22 protein-coding genes, 2 pseudogenes and 1 riboswitch are annotated in these 25,136 nt (G+C 33.5%); of the genes and pseudogenes, 20 read left to right on the plus strand and 4 right to left on the minus strand.

What is annotated here, in order from left to right; genetic code table 11:
• Window positions 1-375: 375 nt before the first annotated feature.
• Complete coding sequence (locus C1726_RS24515) at window positions 376-1,269, minus strand: LysR family transcriptional regulator (RefSeq protein WP_102275547.1); 894 nt, start codon at window positions 1,267-1,269, stop codon at window positions 376-378.
• Window positions 1,270-1,482: 213 nt separating this feature from the next.
• On the opposite strand from C1726_RS24515, the gene C1726_RS24520 reads away from it, so the two are divergent.
• The 8 genes from C1726_RS24520 to C1726_RS24555 all read left to right on the plus strand — a co-directional run bounded on the left by C1726_RS24520 (window position 1,483) and on the right by C1726_RS24555 (window position 10,712).
• On the plus strand, window positions 1,483-2,652 hold the full coding sequence (locus C1726_RS24520) for an MFS transporter (RefSeq protein WP_102275548.1): 1,170 nt from the start codon (window positions 1,483-1,485) through the stop codon (window positions 2,650-2,652).
• 267 nt (window positions 2,653-2,919) lie between these two features.
• Complete coding sequence (locus C1726_RS24525; RefSeq protein WP_102275549.1) at window positions 2,920-3,660, plus strand: SDR family oxidoreductase; 741 nt, start codon at window positions 2,920-2,922, stop codon at window positions 3,658-3,660.
• Between the two features lie 752 nt (window positions 3,661-4,412).
• On the plus strand, window positions 4,413-4,586 hold the full coding sequence (locus tag C1726_RS26410; protein WP_180968294.1) for a hypothetical protein: 174 nt from the start codon (window positions 4,413-4,415) through the stop codon (window positions 4,584-4,586).
• Window positions 4,587-4,820: 234 nt separating this feature from the next.
• The gene (locus C1726_RS24530) at window positions 4,821-5,348 is read left to right on the plus strand and encodes a GrpB family protein (protein WP_102275550.1); all 528 of its coding nucleotides are present in this window, start codon (window positions 4,821-4,823) and stop codon (window positions 5,346-5,348) included.
• Complete coding sequence (locus C1726_RS24535; RefSeq protein ID WP_102275551.1) at window positions 5,339-5,569, plus strand: NUDIX hydrolase; 231 nt, start codon at window positions 5,339-5,341, stop codon at window positions 5,567-5,569. The genes C1726_RS24530 and C1726_RS24535 overlap by 10 nt, the downstream gene beginning before the upstream one ends.
• Window positions 5,570-5,869: 300 nt before the next feature.
• Window positions 5,870-6,385, plus strand: coding sequence for a GNAT family N-acetyltransferase (locus C1726_RS24540; RefSeq protein WP_102275552.1), 516 nt, complete (start codon window positions 5,870-5,872; stop codon window positions 6,383-6,385).
• Between the two features lie 533 nt (window positions 6,386-6,918).
• Window positions 6,919-7,143, plus strand: a complete 225-nt coding sequence (locus C1726_RS24550; protein ID WP_102275554.1) for a hypothetical protein — start codon at window positions 6,919-6,921, stop codon at window positions 7,141-7,143.
• 398 nt (window positions 7,144-7,541) lie between these two features.
• Window positions 7,542-10,712, plus strand: coding sequence for an ATP-binding cassette domain-containing protein (locus C1726_RS24555; protein ID WP_102275555.1), 3,171 nt, complete (start codon window positions 7,542-7,544; stop codon window positions 10,710-10,712).
• Window positions 10,713-10,828: 116 nt separating this feature from the next.
• On the opposite strand, the gene C1726_RS24560 is transcribed toward C1726_RS24555, so the two are convergent.
• Window positions 10,829-11,521, minus strand: a complete 693-nt coding sequence (locus C1726_RS24560) for a MerR family DNA-binding transcriptional regulator (RefSeq protein ID WP_102275556.1) — start codon at window positions 11,519-11,521, stop codon at window positions 10,829-10,831.
• A 146-nt stretch (window positions 11,522-11,667) separates the two neighbouring features.
• Between C1726_RS24560 and C1726_RS24565 the strand changes: the two genes are divergently transcribed.
• The 3 genes and pseudogenes from C1726_RS24565 (at window position 11,668) to C1726_RS24575 (ending at window position 13,109) form a co-directional block, all read left to right on the plus strand.
• Entirely contained in the window at window positions 11,668-12,165 is a 498-nt protein-coding gene (locus tag C1726_RS24565) for a DUF6022 family protein (RefSeq protein WP_235822843.1), read from the plus strand.
• Between the two features lie 175 nt (window positions 12,166-12,340).
• Window positions 12,341-12,517: pseudogene (locus tag C1726_RS24570) on the plus strand (virginiamycin B lyase family protein); the annotation flags it as partial.
• Between the two features lie 97 nt (window positions 12,518-12,614).
• A complete protein-coding gene (locus tag C1726_RS24575; RefSeq protein WP_102275557.1) occupies window positions 12,615-13,109 on the plus strand; it encodes a HEAT repeat domain-containing protein in 495 nt (164 codons plus the stop codon).
• A gap of 708 nt (window positions 13,110-13,817) precedes the next feature.
• Here C1726_RS24575 and C1726_RS24590 read toward each other — a convergent pair.
• Together C1726_RS24590 and C1726_RS24595 are read right to left on the minus strand one after the other, a co-directional pair.
• Window positions 13,818-15,116: a DUF4179 domain-containing protein gene (locus tag C1726_RS24590; RefSeq protein ID WP_102275559.1), complete on the minus strand. Its 1,299-nt coding sequence runs from the start codon at window positions 15,114-15,116 to the stop codon at window positions 13,818-13,820.
• Complete coding sequence (locus tag C1726_RS24595; protein WP_102275560.1) at window positions 15,092-15,631, minus strand: sigma-70 family RNA polymerase sigma factor; 540 nt, start codon at window positions 15,629-15,631, stop codon at window positions 15,092-15,094. The genes C1726_RS24590 and C1726_RS24595 overlap by 25 nt, the downstream gene beginning before the upstream one ends.
• A 744-nt stretch (window positions 15,632-16,375) precedes the next feature.
• Between C1726_RS24595 and C1726_RS24600 the strand changes: the two genes are divergently transcribed.
• The 9 genes and pseudogenes from C1726_RS24600 (at window position 16,376) to C1726_RS24640 (ending at window position 25,038) form a co-directional block, all read left to right on the plus strand.
• The gene (locus tag C1726_RS24600) at window positions 16,376-16,882 is read left to right on the plus strand and encodes a GrpB family protein (RefSeq protein ID WP_102275561.1); all 507 of its coding nucleotides are present in this window, start codon (window positions 16,376-16,378) and stop codon (window positions 16,880-16,882) included.
• 463 nt (window positions 16,883-17,345) lie between these two features.
• On the plus strand, window positions 17,346-17,873 hold the full coding sequence (locus C1726_RS24605) for a GNAT family N-acetyltransferase (RefSeq protein WP_180968295.1): 528 nt from the start codon (window positions 17,346-17,348) through the stop codon (window positions 17,871-17,873).
• 420 nt (window positions 17,874-18,293) lie between these two features.
• Window positions 18,294-18,659, plus strand: a complete 366-nt coding sequence (locus C1726_RS24615) for a hypothetical protein (RefSeq protein WP_102275562.1) — start codon at window positions 18,294-18,296, stop codon at window positions 18,657-18,659.
• Window positions 18,660-18,945: 286 nt separating this feature from the next.
• Window positions 18,946-19,085: pseudogene (locus C1726_RS26690) on the plus strand (aminoglycoside phosphotransferase); the annotation flags it as partial.
• Window positions 19,086-19,740: 655 nt separating this feature from the next.
• Entirely contained in the window at window positions 19,741-19,863 is a 123-nt protein-coding gene (locus C1726_RS26840; RefSeq protein ID WP_268877048.1) for a hypothetical protein, read from the plus strand.
• 5 nt (window positions 19,864-19,868) lie between these two features.
• Window positions 19,869-21,383: a spore germination protein gene (locus C1726_RS24625; RefSeq protein WP_102275563.1), complete on the plus strand. Its 1,515-nt coding sequence runs from the start codon at window positions 19,869-19,871 to the stop codon at window positions 21,381-21,383.
• Window positions 21,384-21,397: 14 nt separating this feature from the next.
• On the plus strand, window positions 21,398-22,507 hold the full coding sequence (locus C1726_RS24630) for a GerAB/ArcD/ProY family transporter (protein ID WP_102275564.1): 1,110 nt from the start codon (window positions 21,398-21,400) through the stop codon (window positions 22,505-22,507).
• The gene (locus C1726_RS24635; RefSeq protein WP_102275565.1) at window positions 22,485-23,684 is read left to right on the plus strand and encodes a Ger(x)C family spore germination protein; all 1,200 of its coding nucleotides are present in this window, start codon (window positions 22,485-22,487) and stop codon (window positions 23,682-23,684) included. Before C1726_RS24630 ends, C1726_RS24635 begins: the two co-directional genes overlap by 23 nt.
• Before the next feature lie 270 nt (window positions 23,685-23,954).
• Window positions 23,955-24,086, plus strand: a riboswitch (molybdenum cofactor riboswitch).
• A 151-nt stretch (window positions 24,087-24,237) separates the two neighbouring features.
• Entirely contained in the window at window positions 24,238-25,038 is an 801-nt protein-coding gene (locus C1726_RS24640) for a DUF364 domain-containing protein (RefSeq protein WP_102275566.1), read from the plus strand.
• Window positions 25,039-25,136 lie beyond the last annotated feature (98 nt).

The following is a 25,136-nucleotide window of genomic DNA, read 5'->3' on the forward strand; positions in this document are numbered from 1 at the left end:
ACTATATTTTTGAATAAGGAATTTAAATATTTAAGCTCGATTTTTATTTTTAGTGAAACCGAAAGAAGGGAGATAAAATGAAAATTAGAGACATCTATGGGGACTTACCAGCTCTAACAACAGACCGTTTATTATTACGTAAGTTCAAGGCAGAGGATATGTTCGAGTATGCGTCTGAACCAGATGTATCTAAGTTCATTCCATGGGAGACACATAAAACTATGGAAGATACATATGAATTCTTAAATTCTATTTCAAAGAGTTCTGCAAAAAATGGGAATGAAACTGGAGGGAATATCACGAGAAAACTAAAGAAATCATCTTGTCTATTCCCCCTTTTCTCCAGGCTCCATGTTGTGATTTTCATCCTGTTAACTAATTTGAAAATTTGCCCTGAATTTCTGTTAAAAACATCTCAGCAGCTGCAGAGAAAACTTGATGCTTTTTCCATACAATATTTAAGCCCGATTCAAGTCTTGGCTCTAACGGTCTAAAACAAAGATTACTATCACTAGACGTATTCACTATTTTATCTAGGGTTATTGCATACCCAATGCCTTCTTCAACCATAATGGCAGCATTATATGCAAGATTGAATGTAGTTACGATGTCTAGTTTATCAAAGTTTTCACCAAACCAATCCGCAAATTCATTTTTTGAAAATGTCTGCTTCATAGCCTGTCGTGAACAGATGAGCGGAACATTTAATAAATCTACTGATTGAATGGACTTTTTGAACGCTAGTGGACTGTCTTTCCTCATAATAACGCCCCAAATGTCTTTGGCAGGCATATTGATATAATTGTATTTCGATAAGTCTGCTGGTTGTATTAAAATGACAAAGTCTAGTAAGCCCTTATCAAGCCGCTCAGTCACATCGTCTTCGTTTCCACTGTATAGGTGATATCGTATATTCGGATTACTAAATTGCAAATCTTTTACCACACGTGCAATTTGCTTCATGGCTTCGGTTTCTCCACAACCTATATAAACATCACCACTTATGGTTTCTTCCATGCAACTAAATTCCGCCTCTAATTTATCAACCATTTCAATGATTTCTTCAGCCCTGTTTCGCAGGAGCATTCCTTCATCGGTAAGAATAATACTATGACTGCTGCGAATAAATAGTTTTTTCCCTAGCTCTTTTTCAAGGTCTTTTAATTGTCTTGACAAGGTTGGCTGTGTAACATGCAAAAATTCTGCTGCCCTCGTAATACTTCCTTCTCTTGCAACCGCAAGAAAATAGCGCAAAACCCTTAATTCCATAAAACATACCTCCTGTATAATGCTTTAGTATATCTGTTTCTGAAATGCCCATCAAGCATATCTTGTTATGAGATATAGGTATTGGATATATGTGTAGAAGTCGCGCTAAAATGAATAACGAGGGAGGTTTTAATCATGATAATTGCTAAACAACCAGCTTTCGAGACTTCAGACACATTCATCTTTTCATAAATATTTTTGGAGGTATATATTTTGGCTAAACAAAAAAAATTACTCATATTCATTTTGACCATAGGAGTTTTCGGCATCTTGAATACTGAGATGGGTATAATTGGGATATTGCCTGAGATTGCTAATCATTTTAATGTTAGTGTTTCAGCAGCAGGATGGCTGGTGAGTATTTTTGCAATCGGTGTTGCAATATCCGGCCCAACAATGCCTTTATTGTTTTCGAGGTTCGACCGAAAAAAAGTAATGGTATTCGTTCTTAGTGTTTTTGTAGCAGCAAACATCATCTCCATCTTTACAACTAGCTTTAGTATTCTACTAATTGCCAGGATCATTCCTGCTCTTTGCCATCCGATATATTGTTCTCTGGCGTTTTCGGTAGCAGCAGATTCAGTCAGTAAGGAGGAAGCCCCAAAAGCAGTAGCAAAAGTATTTATTGGTGTATCAGCGGGAATGGTTGTTGGTGTACCAATCGTAAGTTTCATTGCTGGTGTATTTAATTTACAAATGGCAATGGCATTTTTCGCAATTATTAATATTGCTGTCCTACTAGCTACTTTCCTCTTTGTCCCGTCAATGCCTGTAAAAGAAAAAATCTCCTATGGTACACAGCTACATGTATTAAAGCATTCGAACACATGGATTGCCATTATCATTGTCATTTTGTTAAATGCCGCTATATTTGGCGTTTATAGCTATCTTGCTGAATTTTTACAAACGGTAACGAATGCATCATCAAATATAACAAGCCTCATCCTATTTATTTATGGTGCAGCTAATATTATAGGAAACATCCTGGCTGGCAGATTACTCGTTGAAAAACCGGTAAAAACGATCGCAGCTCTGCCTTTTTTAATGGGAGCTGTATACATCCTGTTATTTTTCGCAGGAAAGTTTACCATACCGATGGCACTTGTTACTTTATTCTGGGGGATACTAGCCGGGCTAGCTGCTAACATCAATCAATATGTAGTTACCACAGCAGCGAAAGAAGCCCCTGATTTCGCTAATGGTTTGTTTTTATCATCCTGTAATATAGGAACAACAATTGGTGCAACTGCAGGTGGATTATTTATATCAGAAATGGGGACACAATACGTTGTATTAGTGGGGATCTTCTCATTGATATTGACCATGGTGTTTATTTTCCTAAGAAACTATCAATTTAGAGCTGCAGAGCTAGTTTCGAGGTAAAAAGTGTATGGATCAATTTGGGCATCTTGGTCTTCTCTTTGAAACCATACTAAATTAGAAAACCGACTCCAGCATTAGAATGGAATTCATATCCTGGCATTATTGCGGTTGTTGCCTCGAAATATGTGAAAAAAAAGACTTTAATAAGCTAAGTATTCCAGTTCACATAGGTCGTTCTTCGTATAGAGGAATGGATGATATTGCAGAAGAAAAAGACCTCCTATTTCCTGAAAAAATTTTAAAAGGGATGAAAGGGTGTTATTATCTATGTCAAAAATTCAAGATAAAGTGGTTGTTATTATGGGTGCATCAAGTGGAATTGGTGAAGCAACGACCAGGAAACTTGCACAAGAAGGAGCAAAATTAATCATTGCAGCTCGTCGTGAAGAACGATTAAAAGAAATTAAAGATTCCATTCCAGAAGCTAATTTATATTATAAAGCTGCAGATGTTTCAAATTATGAGGAAGTAAAAAATGTGATTGATTTGGCCATGGAAAAGTTCGGTCGTGTAGATGTATTGTTTAATAATGCTGCTATCATGCCAACAGGTCCGCTAGTTGAAGCTCGTCGTGATGAATGGAAGCAAATGTTGGATATTAATGTGATGGGTGTTCTAAATGGGATTGCTGCAACCCTTCCAATTATGGTTGAACAACAAAGCGGCCATATTATTTCCACAGCCTCTGTGGCAGGTCATGTGGTCTATCCAAATTCAGCTGTATATTGTGGGACGAAATTTGCCGTTCGTGCCATTATGGAAGGTCTGCGTCAAGAACACCGTTTAGATAATATCCGTTCAACTATAATTTCTCCCGGTACAGTAGCAACCGAGTTAGCCGGGTCCATTAAAAAAGATGATTTACGAGAAGCTGAGTTAGAATATCAAAAATCAATTGACCCATTACAATCTGAAGACGTCGCTAAAACGGTAGCATTTGTTATTGAGGCTTCAGAGCATGTATCTGTTAGTGAAATGATCGTACGTCCAACTCAACAACCGCTTTAAAAGAAGACTATATTAACCCCCGTGCTTAATAGGATGCTTAAGGCTGGCAGACATACTAATGAAAAATAAAAAACTGCCCTAAAAATTTGGGGCAGTTTTTTATGGTTTAAAGGAGGAGATTTAAAACCTGAAGATGGCAAAATGGATAATATGTCATCGTCAACTGAATTGACTACTGAAGTAAATAGTTTTAAAGAATTTACTCATGATCCTTTTATGAGTAAAGAGAGTTATATTAATGCTCTATAAGAAGGTTTAAGCATAGAAGATGGGGAATATAATATCGGAGTATGAACAACAAAGGCGGATTAGAATTGTTACATTTTATAAAAATAGAACTCTCTAAACGCTTCCAATAATGTTTTTTATGACCCTGTCTTTTTTGGCAGCATTTCTCTATAGATAAGGTGAGGCCGTAAAAAGTGAATGGGAGGTAAAATATGCGTAACTTGGTGAAATGGAATTGAGAGGCAATCGAGATTGATTTATGCAAAGGAATCGTTCTGTTTTGGCTTAATCAGTTGCTGCTGATACAAGCAACAAGACAGGTCTGTAGGATGGTAAGCACAAAGGCAAAATTTAAGAGAAAATTAAATGTTATAGAGGACTTGGTTACATATAGGAAGGAGGGAAGAAGCAGTATTCGAAAAGCACCATTAGCTGGATAGTGGATAAGCTCGTAATAAATCTGCTAATTATGTTAGGAAAGCGAATGTTGGAACTTGATATACTCTGTGAAGGAATCCACACAAATGGATTCATCATTTTTTTGCCCTTCTTTTCGCGGAACGACGGCAGAACCTTCTATAAACGAGCAAGGAACGAACTTAGAACTAAATCAAGATAGAGAGAAGAAAAAGGAGAAGATAAAGAAAGAGAATGAACAGTCAAGAGTTTATCTACTTGATGAAAAGCTGTTCAAATAAGGAGTCTAGCTTGAGTTAACGAATTTTCACTGAATATATTAATTGTGGTACAGCTTAAATTGGTAGATTAACAAATTAATATAGTCAATATCAACATTAAAATTCAACTAAATTTTGATACATGCAATAGAATTATTAAGAGATCTTTAAAGTAAAAAGCAGTTTAATAGAGGTTTTCGTGATACTTTTTAGAATTATATTAGATCGTATACAATTTTATAGGTGGGATTTATTATGACGGAACCAGTGGTTATACTTAGTGATTATAACCCGATTTGGGAAGAACAATTTGATTACGAGAAAGAGAGAATTCTTAATATTTTAAGGGGTAAAGTTATTGGAATTGAACATATAGGAAGCACTTCCATAAAGGGATTGGTAGCGAAACCGATAATTGACATTATAGTAGGTGTACATTATTTAGATGAAGTATCTAACTTTATTAATCCATTAAGTGCAATAGAATATGAATATGTTCCTAAACCTGAATTAAAAGATAGAAGGTTTTTCAGGAAGGGTTTATGGGCGCAGGGCACTTGTCATCTACATATATGCGAAATTAACAGCAGTGAGTGGATTGAAAAATTATTGTTTCGAAATTATCTAAGGCTACACCCCAAGGTTGCTGATGAGTATGTTTTGTTAAAAAAAGAACTTGCTTTAAAATATAAATTTGATAGACCAGCTTATACAAAGGAAAAAGAACCGTTTATTAAGAATGTTATTGATAAAGCTAGAAAAGATCTAAAATTGTGGAATTAGTTGATAAAATTAAGGTGAAAAAAGGTAGTTATATAGAACTCAATATATCTTTTGAAGTTCATTATTTCTTAGTAAAGCTTGTTGGTGGAGAGTTAAATATTCAAGACCCAGACAATTTAATCTATGATATTGCTTGGAAAAACATAGATGAATTAAAGGAATTAGATTTAAGTTTCCAAGAAGATAGAGATATTTTAATAAGTTGTATTAGAAAGGAATGAAGGCAAAAACTTTTTTCAATTAACAGAAGATTTAACAAAAAAATCGAGGAGCTTCTTTGCAGCTGTATTATATTTTTCAATATTAAATAATCGGGCGCAATTCTGCTGCAAGAATTATGCTCTTTCTTATGTTAAGGGCAGATCTTTGGTAGTTAGTTGATTTTATATTTATATGAATAAGTTGAGGTTGAGATGGAATGTACTTAAAAGTAACAATCCAAATATGGTAAAGAAGGATTTAGACATTGTTCACAGAATATTTTTAAATGATTTTTAATAATAGAAGGATAGTGAAAAGATATGAATGTTGGTGTAAATGGTATTAGAAACAAGCGGTTTAATTTGAATGTTCGTGTAGTTAATTTTGAAAATGACAAGAATATACTTATTCAATTTAGGAAAGATACTGAAATTGAAAATACCGGAACATTAGATGGTTTCGATTTTAAAGCTTATCTAAACCGAGTGAGGGAAAGAGTAAATAAACTTCCAATTGGTCAATTAATTATTGAAAAGGATAATATTCCAGTTGGTCAAATGGGGTTTGGTATCACCAATTACGAAAGTATCGAGATTGGTTATGTTGATTTACTTTATCTTCTTCCTGATTATCGTGGGAAAGGTCTTGGCAAGGAATTGATTAGGTATGCAGATAAATTTTTTAGTGAAATTAATGTATCCGAGTATCATTTAAGAGTATCCTCTAACAATCATATAGCTATAAATTTATACACCCATTTAGGGATGGTCAAAATAGAAGAAGAATATCCTGAAAACGAGAAATATCCAGTATGGCGAATGAGAAAAGTATTGTAATCTTTAATCTTAATAATATCTTTTTTTCCTCTTATATTACCGCTAGTTTTTCATCACAGAATAAGCTTAAATAATCGGGCGTGATTCAGCAGTAAAAATTACGCTCTTTTTTTATGTAGAGGGGCAGCTTGTGGCGCATGGTCTCGACTTTTTTATCGGACTTAACGCATCGCAAAAGCATAACCAACTTCAATTCATCGATTGCCAGACAAGCAACTTTTGCATGCGGTTATGAGTTATGAGGGCAATACGCATAAAATAATAGAAAATCAAGAGTTGCTAGATTTATTCTTACCGATATTGCGCGCTGGTTTTAAGTTACCAGAAACATATTGTCACCAAGCATGTGGGGTAGCGACTTTTCATACATTAGATGGTGGATACTTTTTTATAACAGAGAACTCTGGACCAGTTGTGTATATTGCCAAGCAAACATTGAAAATATCGGATAAAATTCTAGGAAAGGTAATGATAGATCGCTTTGTTGTGAACTAATCTTCATTTATCTTAATTGGAAAAGAGGTTATGAATCAATGAATAGCAATATTATTAGTGGTATAGTATTATTAGCGCTGAGTTTGTTTCTTAAGCCATTATTGGCGATTGTGGGACTGAATGAAAGGTTGTTCGGATTGCACTGGCAAGGTGAAACTGTGTTTTCATTGAGTCCCTTCTTAGTTCGGATTATTCTAGCAGTGATTGGGATGATCATGCTTATCATCGGCGGTATGCAAGTTACAAAACAAAAGAGTAAATAGTTGAAAGGATAGAGAGCACGACAATTGATGAATATGAACATGGAAGTGTTGTTATTGGCATTGTATTAATTTTCGAATTTTATTTGCTAAAAAGATAACATTCAAAAATATCCTTTTTCCCTTAGGAAGTTCCTTTGTTGATAAAACTTTTTTTGATATAATTGGAGAAGCTGCTGCAAAACGGGCAAAAGAGGTATATGAACAATACACACATTATGCCTAAGAAAATTCCTTCAAGAGAATCTTCTCCCTTACATAAAATTTCAAACATTCGATATGCTTGTTTAAGTTAAGTGTATGATGAATAAATACTAACGGCTCGGTATTGGACTGAGCCGTTTGCTTTATTAGCACCATTATGTGGCAATACTAGATCTAGTGAATGGAGAGGATGCCGAATGAAAATAAATCAATTAATTGCTAACAATATTAACCGTTTAGATACCGTCTTACCGGAAGATCAATCATTAGGAATTGCCGGTTTGTCAGGATCTGGTAAGACGACTTTCTGTCAAACAATTGGTGAAGAATCTAAGAAACGTCTTGTTTCCTTATTACCAAAGGCTGATTATCAATATTTATTCTCTGATATCTTGGAAACAAATTTCAGTGCCATTAAGATGGAAGAGATGCCTTTAGTGCTTTTTCTCGGAAGATCATCCATTTCTTCAAATCCGCGTTCAACCATTGGCACACATACAGGTGTATTTACAGAGATTCGCAAGCATCTTGCTGAAACATTTAATCTATCACCAGAAGTTTTTTCATTTAATAATGAATTAGGTTGGTGTCCAGCTTGTAAAGGACGCGGCACGACCAAAAATATTGAATGTAAAAAGTGTGAGGGAAAGCGTTTTAATCCGGAAGTGGAGCAATATAACATAAAAATTTGGAATCAGCCACATAGTATTTCCGATATCAATAATCTAAGCATAGAATTGATTCACTCCCTTGCAGAGGAATTACATATAAATGAAGAGAAACAGAAAGTTCTTCGAAATATTATCAATATGAATATCGGTTACTTAACATTGAATCGAATCATGGGTACATTGTCAGGCGGAGAATTAACACGGCTGTTCTTGGCAGAATTCATGGCAGTAAGTGAAAATACCGTTATTATTATTGATGAAATCTCAGTTGGTCTTGATCATCAAACACTACTGAACATTTTAGATGAGATAAAAAAATTAGGCTTTAAGAATCAAATTTGGCTTATTGATCATTCTGACACAGTACTCGATCTAACAGATGAGCAATTATTTTTTGGCCCTGGCAGCGGGAAATATGGCGGGAAAATTGTGGAAGAGTCACCGCGTCCACAACCAATCTATTGGGAACGAAATGAGGCAACACCAACAGAATACTATCAATTTAAAGATTTATATTGCCGTAATATTCAAATGGCTGAATTTCAGATTCCGAAAAATAGACTTGTTACCGTAACGGGGGAATCGGGATGCGGAAAATCTACACTTGTCAATGAATGCATTGCCAAAGATTTTCAAGAGAGATATCCAAAAGATAAGCTTGTAATGGTAGGGCAGGATCGAAACCAATCGATTACCAGTCTGTCAACCGTTGCAACCTTTCTTGATATTAAAAAGAGACTCACAAAATATAGTGAAGATATTGATGATATTTTTGAGCGCTCGATTGAAGATATCCTTGATGAACTTCCTAATGAAGACATCGCCTATAAACGCTTGAGCCTATTAATCAAACTTGGACTTGGTTATTTGACATTAGAAAGAAAGACACAAACATTATCGACTGGTGAATTTCAATGTGTGCATTTAGTCTCGGAACTATTTTCAAAAACTAGAAATCCTCATACACTTTTTATTTTTGATGAGCCATCGAAAGGTTTATCACAAAATATTTTAAATCAATTCATAGACAGTGTCAGGGGCATTTTGAAAGATGAGTCTGTTTCGATCATTATGATTGAACATAATGCCTATATGATGGAAAGCTCTGATTTTATCGTAGATTTTGGTCAACGAAAGAATGAACCAATCACACAACTTGATGTTGTTCGTCATGATGTCTATTATGAAATGAAAAATAAGGAAGAAAGTAAACTGCCAGCGTCAATATCGTCCACACTCCATTCACAAAAGGGCATTACGTATTTAAAAGAAAGGCATATTGACTATTTTAAAGAAGCAGAAAATGTCTATAAGGGCGGTATATTAAAAAGCTTAACATCCATGGCCAGGCTGATTTATGGCGAATACGATTCTAATAAAATTGCACCGGTTATTGCCATTGACCTTGAAAGGCATTTGTATAGTCAATATAGCTTCCTTTATGAAATGGGCGGCTTGATTAACCATATTATTGCTTCACATCCGACCAATAAAGATACGAGAAGCTTTGACTTCTATTCACAGGCCAATCATTGTCCCTCATGCTCTGGACGTCTTAAAATTGAAATATTTGATAAGGATTTGGTCATGCAAGATAAAAATCTTTCATTTAGTGACGGTTTATTCTATCCAGAAATAATGGACGTATTAAAATTCTATCAAATCCCTAAAATAGAATTTCTATTTGAAGAAATAAAAAATGAGCTCGGTCTTGATCTGACGAAAAGCTATAATGAGATGTCAGATGAAGAAAAGCATACATTTTGGTATGGGTATTTTGAAAAGTCCTTTTATGATAAAAAAGGCAAGGCACGAAGAACATGGGTAGGATTTAATACTATCATTGGCGGCTATATTGTCATTTCAAAATCAATTATTAAAGAGCATATGAAAGCTTCGAAGGAAATGATTCTATGTCCAATTTGTGAGGGCGCAGTATTAAAACACGAGAAGCCGCTTAAATTTGGAGACACGGACATTCGTGAAATAATCAATCAGCCGATTGACAAAGTTTTGGAAATAACAGGAGACATAACTGCACTTGTCAAACTGAAAGCAATTGTAGGCGGAGAGATGATTTTGACTGAAGATGTCTCATTACTGCCCAGAAAAACACAAGTTGCATTGAAATTGTTTGAAATAGAACAAGCAAGCTTTACCGGTTATGAAATCGTTTTACAAAACGTCCTTCCATTCTGGGATACAATTATGAATAATATCGAATCAATTAGCAGCAACAATCAAGTGACTATCTGTGATTTTCCAAATATCTATGAAACAAGAGAAACGATCATCGATCAGTATTTCACTAATGGAAAATACAAAAAGCTAACTTATGTATATGAAGCATTTGGCTACAAAAAATTAGTAACCCAAATGAATAAAATTAAAAAAAGCCATCCATGTCCTTTTTGTAAAGGAAAGAAAGTGATTTCAGAAGATAATCTGCATGATGGTGTGTTTAAGTTAACCATTCCTTGTGTTAGTTGTCATGCAAGTGGCATAAATAATGAAGGACTAAAGGAAATCGTCGATGGCATCGACGTGCAAACATGGCTGACAGGAAAAGTAAGGGATGTTGTAGATCAAAGTCTTCGAACAGAAGAAGTCGCAGACATTCCAATCTTCAATCGGATTCGAGAACTAAATAAACAAGATATGATGGCCGTTTATCAGTGCCTCGAGCAAAATAATTAAAACACAGCTAGATGTCAGCTAGTGATAGTAAACTCATTTACGATATATATTGTAAATGAGTTTTTTTGTAGAACCTGTTTGATTGAAAAAAGTGTTCAACCAAGAAGGCTTAACAATTATATTCTATACAGGTTTAATATTGTAGACAATTTATACAGATAGAATAGCCCTTTAAGCTGTTTTTGATTACGTTTATCTATATGTTTTTGAATATCATGTATCACTTTTCTTACATCTTCAAGATCATTTTGGTTTAATTCTTTAATCTTCTTTTTTATTTGAATAACCTCATATGAATAAAATGCATTCTGAGTTATTTTCATTAATAAGATTTTTATGAGCTGGAATGTGTCAAATTGGCGATAGTTATTTAGTTCTCCTCTTTTGGACGTAATAAATCCTTCCTTTTCCCAATATCGAAGAGTTGATGGAGGTATATTTGTCTGAAGTGAAACTTCTCCAGTAGTCATAGAGTTTTCATGCGTCAAGTTTTCCAGATAATTATTCACTTGTTCAATAATAATTTTGTCTTCATAATTAGCTACTTGCGCTTTATTTATAATCCAAAGAGCAGCGTCTAGTTCTTTTCGCTGCAACTTTTTTAGAACAGCTGATGTTATGTCCATTCCAAATCCAGGAGACAGAGCTATAATACACTCAAAATAAGCTAAATGTTCCTCTGTAAATATCCTATAACCAGTAGATGACCGTTCAGGTTTCGGTACAATCCCTCTTTCTTCATAGCTTCTTAAAGTGCTTGTACTAATATTTAATTTTTTGGCTATATCTATAGGTCTTATTTTTTCCATGAGCACACTCCAATATGACAACTATACTAATATGTAAAGTTTATCAAATAAAGTATTGTAAATTCAGACATTTCCTCTAAAAACTTTAGAATTTGCTTCATTGTTGTAAGCTTGATTTGTAAGATGAAAAATATGGAGGGATTCTTATGACAACAGTAAACGTTCAACCGCAGATGACAATCTATGAGTTAGGAGAAGTGCTATCTACTTATATAAAAGAACACTGGAAAGAAGTACTGAACAATAATATCAAAGAGCTTGAACAGCTATTTCCGGAATATGAAGATGCAACATACGGCATGTATTTAGATAAACTTATTCCACCAATATGGAAAATAGTAAAAGAAAATGGTTTTCGATCTGCAGAAAATACGAAAGAAGATGACTTTGTGATTGGAGAGTGTCTACACTTTAGAAATTCAATGGAAAAAGGTAAGTGGGGCACACCTCGTCATGAAAAACGCGTTTTTTGGATTGTGATTGAAAATCAACATAAAGATAAGATAGGAACTCTACTGTTTGAGTTATCTCATTCACATATTGAGTTTAACTTGCCAGCGCAGCCAAGGTTTCTTCCTTTAAAAGAAATTAAACGAGAAGATATCATTAAAAAAATTATTCAACTAGAAGAGAACTTGTCATGATCCAATAAACTACTTGGTTAATTTGTTATGTGTACTATATTCTAACAGGAATCCCATTATTTTAATTGTACTCTAAGGAATTACTAAAACATTACCTAACAAAAAAGGAGGAACTACATGATTGTAAAGATCGAAGAATATGAACTTCTTGACATAGGATTCAGTCCCATATGGAATAACCACAGGAAAAGATGGTGCAGTATGGTTTACGGAAAATAAGGCAAATAAAATTGGATAGCTGACAGTAACAAGCGAAATTATCGAATATGTTTTACCATGCCCAGATTCAGCACCTTTTGGAATAACTGAAGGGCACAATGGGGAAATTTTGTTTACTGAAAATCAAAATAATTAGATAGGTCGGCTAAGTTTGTTATGAAAATCATGAAAGGACGAAGATACAATGGAATCAAATAATCTAAGAGGTCCAAATGTAGGGAAGAGATAACATGTATTTAGAAGAACTGGAGATAAAAATTAAAAATAATAATATTGAAGACGCTATAGATTTAATTGAAGAGATTGGTAATAATAAGAATATTGAAGCAGTACGACCTTTAATTCATCATCTTTTAACGACAGATAATAAAAATTTAAGAAATGCTATTGCTATAGCCTTATCTGATATAGGTAATAGCGAAGCCATTGAACCACTAATCTATATGTTGAAAAGCCCTAATACTGTTGGTTCCAAAGGAACATTATTATATGCATTGGAGAATTTTAATTGTGGTCCTTTTGCTGAATTAATAGTTGACTTATTGTTTGACGATAGTTTCGAAGTGAGCAGGCAATCTTTCCTGCTGTTAGAATCCAATGCAAAAACCATTCCTACTGATTTGAAACATAAGTGTATTAAAAAAATAATGAGCAAAATAGATAATTTGCGTGATCAAACTGAATTTCTAAGGGAATCAATAGAAATTTTGAGAAGAGAGTTGTAATGAACAAGCAACAAGGAATCATTTGTTTTACCAAGAAATTCAGGTGTTTGCTGGGATATATAAATAATTAATGAACTATAATACTTGTAGTCTTAGGAGAGCAATCAATCTTCTAAGACTTTTTTATTCCCAATTTAGTGATTCACCTCAAGGACTTCCTATAAAACCAAAATATTAGAGGGTCGAAAGAAACTTTCCTTAGAGGCTTCTTTAGAAAAAGAATTAGTAGATGTTATTCATTATGCAGTAGCTCTTGCAAGTTTGAATAATATTGATTTAACCAAAGCAATTATTGAAAAAGATAAGCAAGCTGCAATTAAATATAATCAAACTCCAAATTTAGAAGAATTTTTAGTATCACTAAATGTAAAATAACTTTTCAATCTGAAAATATATTTCATAAATTGTAATTTTTCCCTTTTTTATAGTAGTTCCTACATGTTGTTTAATGTTTTGTGGTGGAAAAAAATGTAATTGTTCTTCAAGTAAAACCAATGAATTAAAGAAAATGTACATGATTGCTAAATGGTTAGTTTCATCCATCAGTGGCGCTTTCATCACTTTTTTTCATTTTAGCTTCATATTTTAAAGCAATAAAAAGATTGCGAAGAATTACACGATTGGTTACAGCTTATGTTAAAGTATAAAAGGGATTCTCCATGTTGGAGAGTCCCTAAATTTTATAATTGTATCACTATATTATGGGAGTTATTCTTTTAAGCTTATCGTAACTTCAAACTCTTCCAAGAAGTTTGGTGAACTCATTGCTACGGTTGTAATATATAAATCTTTAGAAGTTGGTGTTTCTGAAAAAGAAGCCTGATATTGATTAATAGATCCATCGACTCGGACCGCTGGTTGTTCAGAATAATACCGAGTACCACTTGAATCTTCAAGCCATATTGCGTTTGCTTGACTATATAAATCTTCACCTTCTACTTTATACCTAAAAGTCCTGACGCCGTTCTCAACTGTTGATTCTAAAATAGTTAAGTGTCCAATTTCACCTTGAGGAAGGGTCATTTTTTCCCCTTCCCATTTAATCTTTTTTATTTGTGGTTTTATTTCACTTGAATTACTAAAATAGGGTTTAATCGTTAAAGTAGTTGGGATCGTTTGCATTGCTTCATTGTATTGCTCATAATGGAAAATAACTTTCCCGTTTACAGATTGTCCACTTTTTCCTCCACTACTAAACGGTTGTAATACTCGACCTTTGTCATCAATTACTTGATAATTGAGCATCAAAAACTTATTATCAGTATTTACCTTGTCATCATACATTAAGCGAAATGAAATCTCAGTTGAAGTAGGAAAGAAAGTAATTTTATCATATATAACCGTTAGCTCCTCATTTTTCTTTATTTGATTAATAAGAAAGGATTGATATTCTCCTTTCTTTTCAACTGCTAACTCCACAAACCAGGATTTCCCCTTATTTGATCGAATACCAAGAACAAAAGAATCTGGGATTTCTTCACGGACATGGACACTAATTGTTCCTGCATACATTCCATTTTCAATCTCTAATTCTTTTCTACCCATTCCATAACCCACCTTTTTTCCATTAATCAACAACTCAAGATTATCTAGAAAAAAGGGGGTTCGATTGCTTTCATTTTCTTGAATAATATAGCCAATATGAATTTGTCCACCATCATATAGAGTTTCAGTAAAGGTAATCAACTGTCCGTCTATTTCAATTTGTTCTCCTAGTTCTATCGTTAAACCTTCTATTTTTCCTTTCTTTACATCAATATCACCAATAAATTCAAACGCAGAGCCAATTACAGGAATCTCCTTCATAGTGTTCGCAAATGTAGGAGAGATTACCGATAAGCCAATTACCATCGAAAGAGCAACCATTGCCACTGTAAGTCCAATAAATACTTTCTTTTTTGTTTTTTTTCTTGGAAGTTGTTTAAGAGTTTCTTCCACACGTTTGTCTATGATACTTGGTACTGACAGATTCACATCATTATTTAATTGCTTTTCCCATTTATCCATGTCATAACCTCCTTATCTTGAGCTAATGACTTCTGCATTTTCTCGCGAGCGCGTCGTAATTTTGTTTTTACGGTATTTTCAGGAATGTCTAAAATAAGAGCTAAATCATGAACTGATAAGTCTTCGATATAAAATAGTTTTAAAATTTGTTTATCTTCTAAGGGGAGGACATCAAGTAATTGTTCGATCTCAACTTTTTCGTATCCATAATCTTTTGATACTGGTTCTCCTAATCCTTCAATTGGAATGAGATTCTTTCTTTTCCTATGAAGTTGATGACATTCATTTAGAAGAATCCGTATCAACCATGTTTTAAAATAACGTGGTTCGCGAATGGTATGAATATTTAAAAAGGCTTTCATTATTGCCTCTTGGATCGCATCAGCACAATCCTCATCACGTGAGAGAATCGTTCGACTAACTCGATACATCATCAATTTATGTGCAAGAATCAGCTTTTCAAAGGAAGAACTATTCCCTTTAATTGCTTTCTTCACTTCTTTAATAAGATTCACTTTGCGAGCTCCTTTCAATTCTTCTAATTATTAGATACATAAGTGCCCTCTGCGGTTTCAAATATTAAAAAATACAATTAAGTGGATAGTTTCACTATACTATTCGTTACAAACAGTTGGAATAAAGGAATATAAAAGGGAGGGTGTTTGAGTTCAAAAAAAAAGAACTAAAAAACATGAAAGCTTAAATTTAGAAATTTGGTGAATTTATGATGCTCCTTACACTTATGAATGCTACTCAATTTGAACTAATTCATAATTAACTACAATAGCATACTCATTTTAATTTGTATGTTCTAATTCTATGTATTTAACCGACCATATCATTAATTCGTCATTGGGAAAATCCAACAAAAGAGTAACTGTCTTTTGAAAATTGTACGGGTGAGCATGATAGTTTTCAGTAAGAAATAATAAAGTACATCATATTACCATTCAAACGTCTATTTTTCTTACTGAAGTATCAATGAAATTTGTTGCCATTTTAAGAGGAGAATTTACAGGGGACATTGGTTTTATTTTATTATCATTACCCGTTGGTGAAGTTCTTAATTAAACTAACAAGCTCAATAAGAATTAAGTGACTATATGTTAGAGACCAAATTTTAGTTATTCAATTAAAGGACTCTTTTCAGAAATAAGAAAAATGTTATAATTTTTTATAACGGATTGAATTTTCTTGCTTTTTAGGAAAATTGACATTTATTAATAATGCGGTATTAACAAGAATAGGTGGATGAACAAATGATTGGCTTACCCAGAGGTGAAGTTTTTTTAGTTCCCTGGACTAATGAATGGATAAAAGAATTCGAAGGTGAGAAGCAGCGCATTCTAGAAGCGATTGATCAACACACAATAAACATTCATCATATTGGAAGTACTGCAGTAAAGGGTCTGAGTGCGAAACCGATAATAGATATTGCAATTGAAGTAAGAAATTTTTCAGATGGAGAAAAGTGTATTGCTGCTTTAGGAGGTCTTGGTTATACATATAGGGGTACCAATGTATTACCTGAAAGGCATTACTTTAACAAAGGTGAACCACGAACACACCAAATACATATGTATCAAACTAGGAATAAATATTTATTAGAACAGTTGAATTTTAGAGATTACTTGAGAGATAACGAGGACTCAAGAAATGAATATGAACTTTTAAAATTTAAACTAGCAAGTTCTAATAAAAATGATAAACATAAATATGCCGAAGAAAAAACTGATTTTGTTAAGTCAATTTTAGAAAGAATTTAAAATAAAAATTCACACTAAAGTCCTTTAGAAATATACACAAATAAATTAGTTTGATTTCATTATAACCTACTGTGGTCAATTGATAAGGATGTTTAAATAAGAATTTATATTCTTTGTGGTACAGATAGGGGAAAATATTTAATAGATAGTATTCCAAAATATGATTATAAAAGTAGAGAATATATTTTCTAAATGATAAGTATTATGTTGTGTAAAGCTATTTTGTTGTGAAGTTTATTAAACAATCAACAAGAAATTGGAAGTCCATATGGGGCTGTTGACAAAATGGGAAAAGAGTTTTGTTCCTTTTAACAGGTTCGGTTCAGGGTACAAAACACAAAATAGCAAGGGAGTTTGTGAAATATTGAACTTAAAGTAACGGAGCTGGTTAGTATAACAATGAAATAGGAATTAATGAAACGAATACTATAAACAGTTTTTTAAATTGGGAGGGAGAATTATTATGCTGTTTAAAAATGGGGAATTAAAAGTTCGAAAATTAGAAAAAGAAGATAACATCCTGTTAGCAAAATGGCTCTCAGACCCGTTGGTTCTTGAGTTCTATGAAGGTAGAGATAATCCTTTTAATTTAGAAAAGGTGAATGAAGTTTTTTATGCTCCTGAAGATGAAGAAGTTAAATGTATTGTGGAATATGATGGTAAAGAAATTGGCTATATCCAATTCTATCAATTAGATAATGAAACGAAAAAGGAATATGGATATTTAACCGAAAATGTTTATGGAACAGACCAATTTATTGGAGAGATAGAATACTGGAACAAAGGAATTGGCACATTACTTGTTACATCTATGATAAAATTTTTAATCGAACATAAAAATGCAGACCGTATAGTTATGGATCCTCAATCAAGAAATACAAGGGCGATAAAATGTTATGAGAAATGTGGTTTTAAGAAAATAAAATTACTTCCGCGTCGTGAGCTTCATGAGGGGAAATATCAAGATTGTTGGTTGATTGAGTACCATTAATAAAATATTTTTTCTTCAAGTAACGGCGGTCTTAGTACAAGAAAAAGGAATACTGAAAACTGTTATTAAAGGCGAATTTATGCAGGTTTAAATAGGAGGATGAACCTATTGGATACGACAATCACTTTTTAATTCAGTAGTACTAAATATGAAGGTACAGAGGCGAAAGAAACATTTACTTTTAAAGAATTAGGTATTGATGAGGATTTGGATGATGAAGCACTAAAAATAGAAATAGATAGAGTTTTTCACGCTTGGGTTTGGGATAAACTCAATATTTCTTATAGTATCGTTATAAACGGACAAACGTAGAGAGTACAGATTATATTCTGTAACAAAAGAGAAACTTCTTATTGTGCTAACGAAGCAAGATAGTGAAAAAGCTATAAATTAAATATGGACTTTTAGGTGTGATAAAAATTGAAAAGAAGATTAAAGAAGAAGCTTGTAAATAGATATAATATTTTAAAAGAGACAGAACGTCAAAAACATAAGCGAAAAGGAAATCGGTGCATACAGTATGAACTTTTACCAATGGGACAAGACGATAAAATTGCAATGTTTAACGATGAAATAACTCCTGACTATCCATACTCTACACACTGGCTTTTAGATGTGTACTATTGGAAATTTAACGACATTTACCAAATAAGAGTTTTTCCTTGTTCTAAATTTGGCGGTAGTCCAACTAAATCCCCTGTTCGATTAATTTTTAGTAGTGAGAATATGTTCGAAAAGCTGATTGAAGATATTAAAAAGGATAAGTTTTGGGAGGCCAATTATTAATTATACTATTTCAATGTTATTCAAGTAACGGATGCGATATTCAATTAGGGAAATACGGTTTAGGATAGCGTTGTAACACTATCGGGAAGGAAATATTATTTGTGGATAAACGATTAAGATTTAATGTGGATGTAGAGAATTACGACAAATAGAGACCGACATATTGTGATGAATTATTTAAAGATATTATGGAGTATTCCCAAGTTGAACATCGTAATAAAGTTATTGAAATTGGAATAGGAATTGGAACAGGTCAGGCTACTAAACCTTTTTTGGATAGAGGCTGTTAGAAGGGGTATGTAAAACAATTACAAGAAAAGCCAGTGAAGGTGACATTGCATTCAAAAGATGGTTGATGTAGGTCATCTTGAACATTATCAAAACGGTATAAATTTCATTCGTGAACATGGAAAAGAGTGGATTTAAAAGTAGTTTTTTGTTGAGCGGCGCTATGCTTTTTAGGAATAAAAGCATAGTCAAAATACAATAAACGATATTCAGCAAACGGGTGGAATTGTGGAATAAGGAATTAAATATTATAAAAAATCAAAAGGAATGTCTCCAAAATTGAGACTTTCCTTTTGATTTTTTATAGTATAACTTACTTTTAACAGCATAAATATGACTTTTAAAAAAACAGACGAGTGGATGTAATCAGCTTTCGGGAAGGTGTAACTATTTGTATAATACATATTTTACTATATCGGTAAACGATTATTATTGAATTCTTTTATTTATTTTTAGGTGCAAATGTTTTAATTTTGGAGTAGCATCAAGAAATTACAAGTTTAAAGAAATTCCAATTAAACCGAAAAATTGAGCTTTTCCTGTACCTCGTTTAATCACCCTATCATGGAATATCTAATCAAAGACACGCCTCATTTAGTATAAGTTTAATATCTTCACAATCTGACATAAACTTGAGCCCACCATTTAATCCATAAATAAAACTATTATTTATCCATTCGAATAATTCTAAATGTACTAATGATTTAATAACGTCCCAATCGGGCATTTGAATAATTCTTTTGTACAAGGTAAAGATAACTTAAAACATACTTCATCTTAAGGTGGAACAAATATGAAGTTTATTTTTTCTCACTTCCCAGATTGGAAAGTATTTTTTCAGGCCTTTATTGTATTTGTTGTGCCTTTTGCACTATCTAAAACTTTTGAATTTATGAAAAGGATTGGAGAGAAATAGAAGTTATGAGCTGGTCTAGCGGAAAAATAACACCAACTAATGTAAATCCTTTTTTTAAAGGGGTATTGGAGTTAGATGAGGCATTATTAAAAGAAAGGCTGGGTGAAAATTCAGATATTCTATACCGGGAGTTTAAGTTAAAAAAATCGAATGTGTCTGGTCTTCTTATCTTCTTAAGTGGTTTATCTAATAGAAACACAATAGACAAGGATATTCTACCCGTATTATTGGAACCATTCCATCCGGATGATTTAAAACTATTGAAATTAACAGGAAGAATGGAATTCTTAAAGAAATATCTCTTGCCAATAAGTGATATTAAAGAATCGGCCTCTATTGAAGTTGTAGCCTCTAAAATTCTAACTGGTATGGCTGCCTTAATCATTGATGGATGCAAGGATGTCCTGCTACTGGGAATAAAAGAAGAAAAAACAAGAAGCATAGAGGAACCACCTTCTGAAGCAGTAGTTCGTGGTCCAAGGATCGGATTCACAGAATCTCTTAGTAACAATATAGCTATTCTTAGAAACTGTGCTGAAAATAAAGATTTAAATATGCTTGAGTTTCAAGTAGGCAACCTAGCAAAAAAAACTTTAATAATGGCTTATATGAATGAGATTGTAAATCCTAGCCTACTGGAAGAAGTCAAAAGAAGAATTAATAAAATTGACATTGATTATGTAGCTGACTCTGGATATGTGGAACAGTTGATAGAAGATAACCTTTTAAGTCCATTTCCACAGATACAAAGTACCGAAAGACCCGATCGAGTCATGTGTGCACTTATGGAAGGTCGTATTGCTATACTTCTTGATGGTTCGCCATTTGCATTGATTGCCCCTGTAACCTTTGGTATGTTACTTCAATCACCTGATGATTATTATGAAAGGTGGATACCTGGAACTTTAATCCGCTGCCTAAGATTTTTTGCTGCAATTATCTCTTTACTTGGGCCATCCATATATATTTCTTTTATATCTTTTCATCCAGGATTAATTCCAACTAAACTTGCAATGTCCATTGTCGGATCTCGTGAAGGGGTACCTTATCCAGCATTTATAGAAGCTTTGATGATGGAGGTATCAATTGAAATTCTTAGAGAAGCAGGCCTTCGACTTCCGAAACCTATTGGGCAAGCAATTGGAATTGTAGGAGGTCTCATAATAGGCGAAGCAGCGGTAAGTGCAGGTATTGTCAGTTCAATAATGATTATAGTGGTTGCCTTGACAGCTATCTCTTCCTTTGCGATTCCACAATATAGCGCTGGAATCTCACTACGTTATCTGCGTTTCATCTCCATGATTTTTGCGGCAACTTTAGGACTTTACGGAGTTACTTTGTTTATCCTCCTCTTATGCAGTCATTTGGTACGGCTTGAAAGTTTTGGAGTTCCTTATACTAGTCCTGCTGTTCCTTTCCGTATCAAGGATATGAAAGATTTCATAGTAAGACTCCCTATTACTTTGATGAATCGACGGCCAAGTATTCTAAAACCTCAAGAATCTAAACGCAAGGAATAGAAAGAAGGAGTAAAATGTTTTCACTAAAAAAAAATAAAATTACCAATATCCAAACCGTTGTCATCATAACTAATTATATACTTGCTGCAGGAATACTTTCCCTTCCCAGAACATCTGTGGAAGCAGTGAAAACTCCAGATGCCTGGATTAGTGTAATATTAGGTGGCTGTGGATCAATCATTTTAGGGATTATTATGGTGAAGCTTAGTCAACGTTTTCCTAGGAAAACCTTTTACCAATATAGTCCTGAATTATTAGGCAAAGTATTTGGAAATCTACTTAGTTGTATTCTAATTGTATATTTCCTCGCATTATCAGCTTTTGAACTTAGGGTGTTGGTTGAAGTTACAAGTTACCTGATTCTTGAGGAAACCCCAAGGTGGGCAATAATGATGCCTTTTCTTTGGATAGGTGTATATCTTTTAGCGGGAGGCATTAATTCTTTAGCACGTATGTTTGAAATTATTTTCCCAATAACAGTGTTATTTTTTCTATTGACTATTTTTATGAGTTTCAAAATTTTTGAGCCTGACAATCTTCGCCCATTCCTTGGTGAAGGAATCCTTCCAATAATCAAAGGTGTTAAATCCACCATTTTGACATTTATTGGGGCTGAAATCATGTTGTTATTAGTGGCTTTTATGGAAGAACCAAAAAAAGCTGTCAAGATGCTAATTATTGGCGTCGCCATTCCACTAATATTTGATTTGATAACGGTGATAATGGTCATTGGTGCCTTATCAATAAATGGGGTCCTTCATCTGACCTGGCCGACTTTAGATCTTATAAGAAGCTATGAAATGGAGGGAATGATATTTGAACGGTTTGAATCATTCCTTCTTGTCATATGGACTATGCAGATTTTTTCTACTTTTTGCATTACTTATTTTTCGTCTGCTTTGGGTCTTAGCCAACTATTCAATAGAGAATCAAGGATGTATTTATTTATTTTACCACCGATCATTTATGTCATTTCATCCATCCCTAAGACAATTGATGAAATGTTCTTATTTGGGGATTATATTAGCAAGGTCGCTATAATCTTTTTTGCTCTTATACCTGTTTCTTTATTATTAATTGCGAAATGGAAGGATTCATCCAATGATCATGTTTCTTCGTCGTAGGATAAAAACTCTACTAGTCTTTATTATGATATTTTCTCTCACAGGATGTTGGAGCAGTAAACAAATTGAAGATCGCACTTTTAATGTGGGTGTAGCAATAGATAGCGGTGAGGAACATTCCGAAGAGAAAGATTTTCAAAGGGAAGGTGCGACCTATACTAAGAAAGATGAACTAACTGTAACATATCAATATGTGAAAACAAGTACTACTAAATCTGAAGCACAAGGTACTGGACAAAAAAAGTATATTAATGTATCTGAAAGTGGAGATTCTAATCATCAAATGATAAGAGATATATCTTTAAGGCAAGAAAAACCAATTACATTTCACCATACAAAGGTTATTGTCATAAATTCAGAACTATTGAAGCGACAGTCTCTAAAAGATCTGCTTGATTACTATCTATGGGACAATGAGCTAAGACCAAGCTGTTTAGTCTTCGTAAGTAACGGCCCAGCTAGAGGAGTCCTAGAATCAAATAAATCTGAAATCATTCCTGCTTTCAGGCTGATTGGCATGATAGATAATTCCTACAGGAATACCAAAATTTTGGAACCTATGTCACTAGCAAAATTAAGAGGAAATTTTGACTCTGGAGAAAGTTATTTATTACAAAATATTTACTCCTTAGATGGGGAAATTAAATTTTCCGGTGCGGCCATTATTAATGGAAAAAATAATTTACTCTTAGATACCATTAATGAAGATGAGTTTCAAGGTATTAACCTGCTTAGAAGAAAGATAACAGGCGGTCTAATAAAAACAACTGATGCAACTTCAGGAAAAGTAATTATTTATGAAATCGAGGCACTTAACACTAAAATAATACCTCATGTAAAAAAGGATAATATTTCGTTCGATGTCAAAATTCAATCTAAAGGACGAATATCTGAAAGTTGGACAAACTTAACAAAGTCATCTGGAAAAAGTAAAGTGAATGAAATTGAGAAATTGATTGAGCTTGAAACAGAAAAAATCATTAAAAATGCTATCAAAAAAACACAAAAGGATCTTAATGTAGATGTAGCGGGATTTGGGAATCAATTAAGAATTAAGTATCCCCAAGTATGGTTGAAGGTTAAAAATAATTGGGATGAAATCTTTTCGGAAATTCCCATTAACTACTCTATTAAAATGGAGATAACGGACTTTGGATATCGCGAACTAAAACAGTAGTAGCGGAACTGTTAGTTTAAAGATTAATGCAGTCAATAGTAGATATCTTAGCCGCCAGACTATTCCGTAAAGTGTATACACCTTACTATAAAATAGTATCTTTCATATTGAACTGTTATCGGTGGGTAAATAAATGCAGCAAAATTTACAATGCTTACTGCTTAGTTATTATTCATCTTGAACTTTTATAGAAGAAAGTACATTTTTCATCAAGAATTTCTTGATAAAAAAATTGAATGTGAGAATGTTCACTATTTTTCACCAACTAAATATTTTTTGTTTCTTCAAGCCTGAAATCCTAAAAGGAAACTTACGGATGATGGCCTGGACATTTGTCCACGGGGTATTTTTGGAAACGAAAATGCCTTTCCCTATTGATAAAGAAGAACGGATTAATAAAGTTAAAATTTGATCCAGCCTTCTTTTAGGCTGGTCTTTTTTTCAATTTCAATAGGAGGATTCAATAAAAGGAGGTAGGCAAACTAAAAAATATTTATAAAAATCAAATCTTTAAAGGTGCCTATAAGGGTAGTCTATTAACAGGAGGATATTTATGTGGAAGTTATATGACTGGCTTATAGAGGAAGTTATGGATGGGACGGTTGCTGAAGAAGTTGTTGTTGGACAAGTTTGGACAGTGACAATATCAAATACTACTGGATTAGCCATGAGCTCACCTCTGCTAACAACAAGGCATTTTGTTCCAGGGACATGTCAGGGAAAGACTATAAAAGAATTATCAAGATCTATTAAATCGTGGGATTTCTTAGAGGCTGCTATAGGCTTAAGTGCAATAAATTCTATTTTGAATTCAAGAGAAACTATGATTTCAATGGTGAATAATGGATTTCACCAGCTACCATCAGGAAGTGTATTTGACGTACTAAAGGATGAGATAAAGGGGAAAAAGGTTGCCGGTATCGGTCATTTTCCTAAAGTAGATGAACTTAGTAAACTCTGCAATTTAACAGTGTTAGAAAGAAAGCCATTAAATGAAGACTTCCCTGATCCAGCTGCGGAATATCTTTTACCAGAACAGGATATCGTGTTTATCACTTCATCCACACTTATTAACAAAACCGCTCCAAGATTACTAGAGTTATCAAAAAATTCATTAACGATTATGCTTGGGCCAAGTACTCCGCTATCTCCAGTTCTCTTTGAAATGGGTGTTGATATCATTAGTGGTCTAATCGTAGAAGAGAGCGAACAGGTACTGCGATGTATAAAGGAAGGTGGAGGGATTCATCATTTCCGCAATGCAGTTACCTATGTAAACTTGGCGAAGGATAATTCTCTCTTATTTGATATGAAAGAGTGTGAAGAAGGATGGAAGCGTTTAAACAATTCCTAGAAAAATCTGCAGTTTATCATGATCATTTATGTGCAAATTATATAGAAGAAGTGAAGATGGGCGTGAGATTATCAGTATCATGAGAAAGCTATGCAATG

Source organism: Cytobacillus massiliigabonensis, assembly GCF_900199725.1.
Classification (GTDB): domain Bacteria; phylum Bacillota; class Bacilli; order Bacillales; family Cytobacillaceae; genus Cytobacillus; species Cytobacillus massiliigabonensis.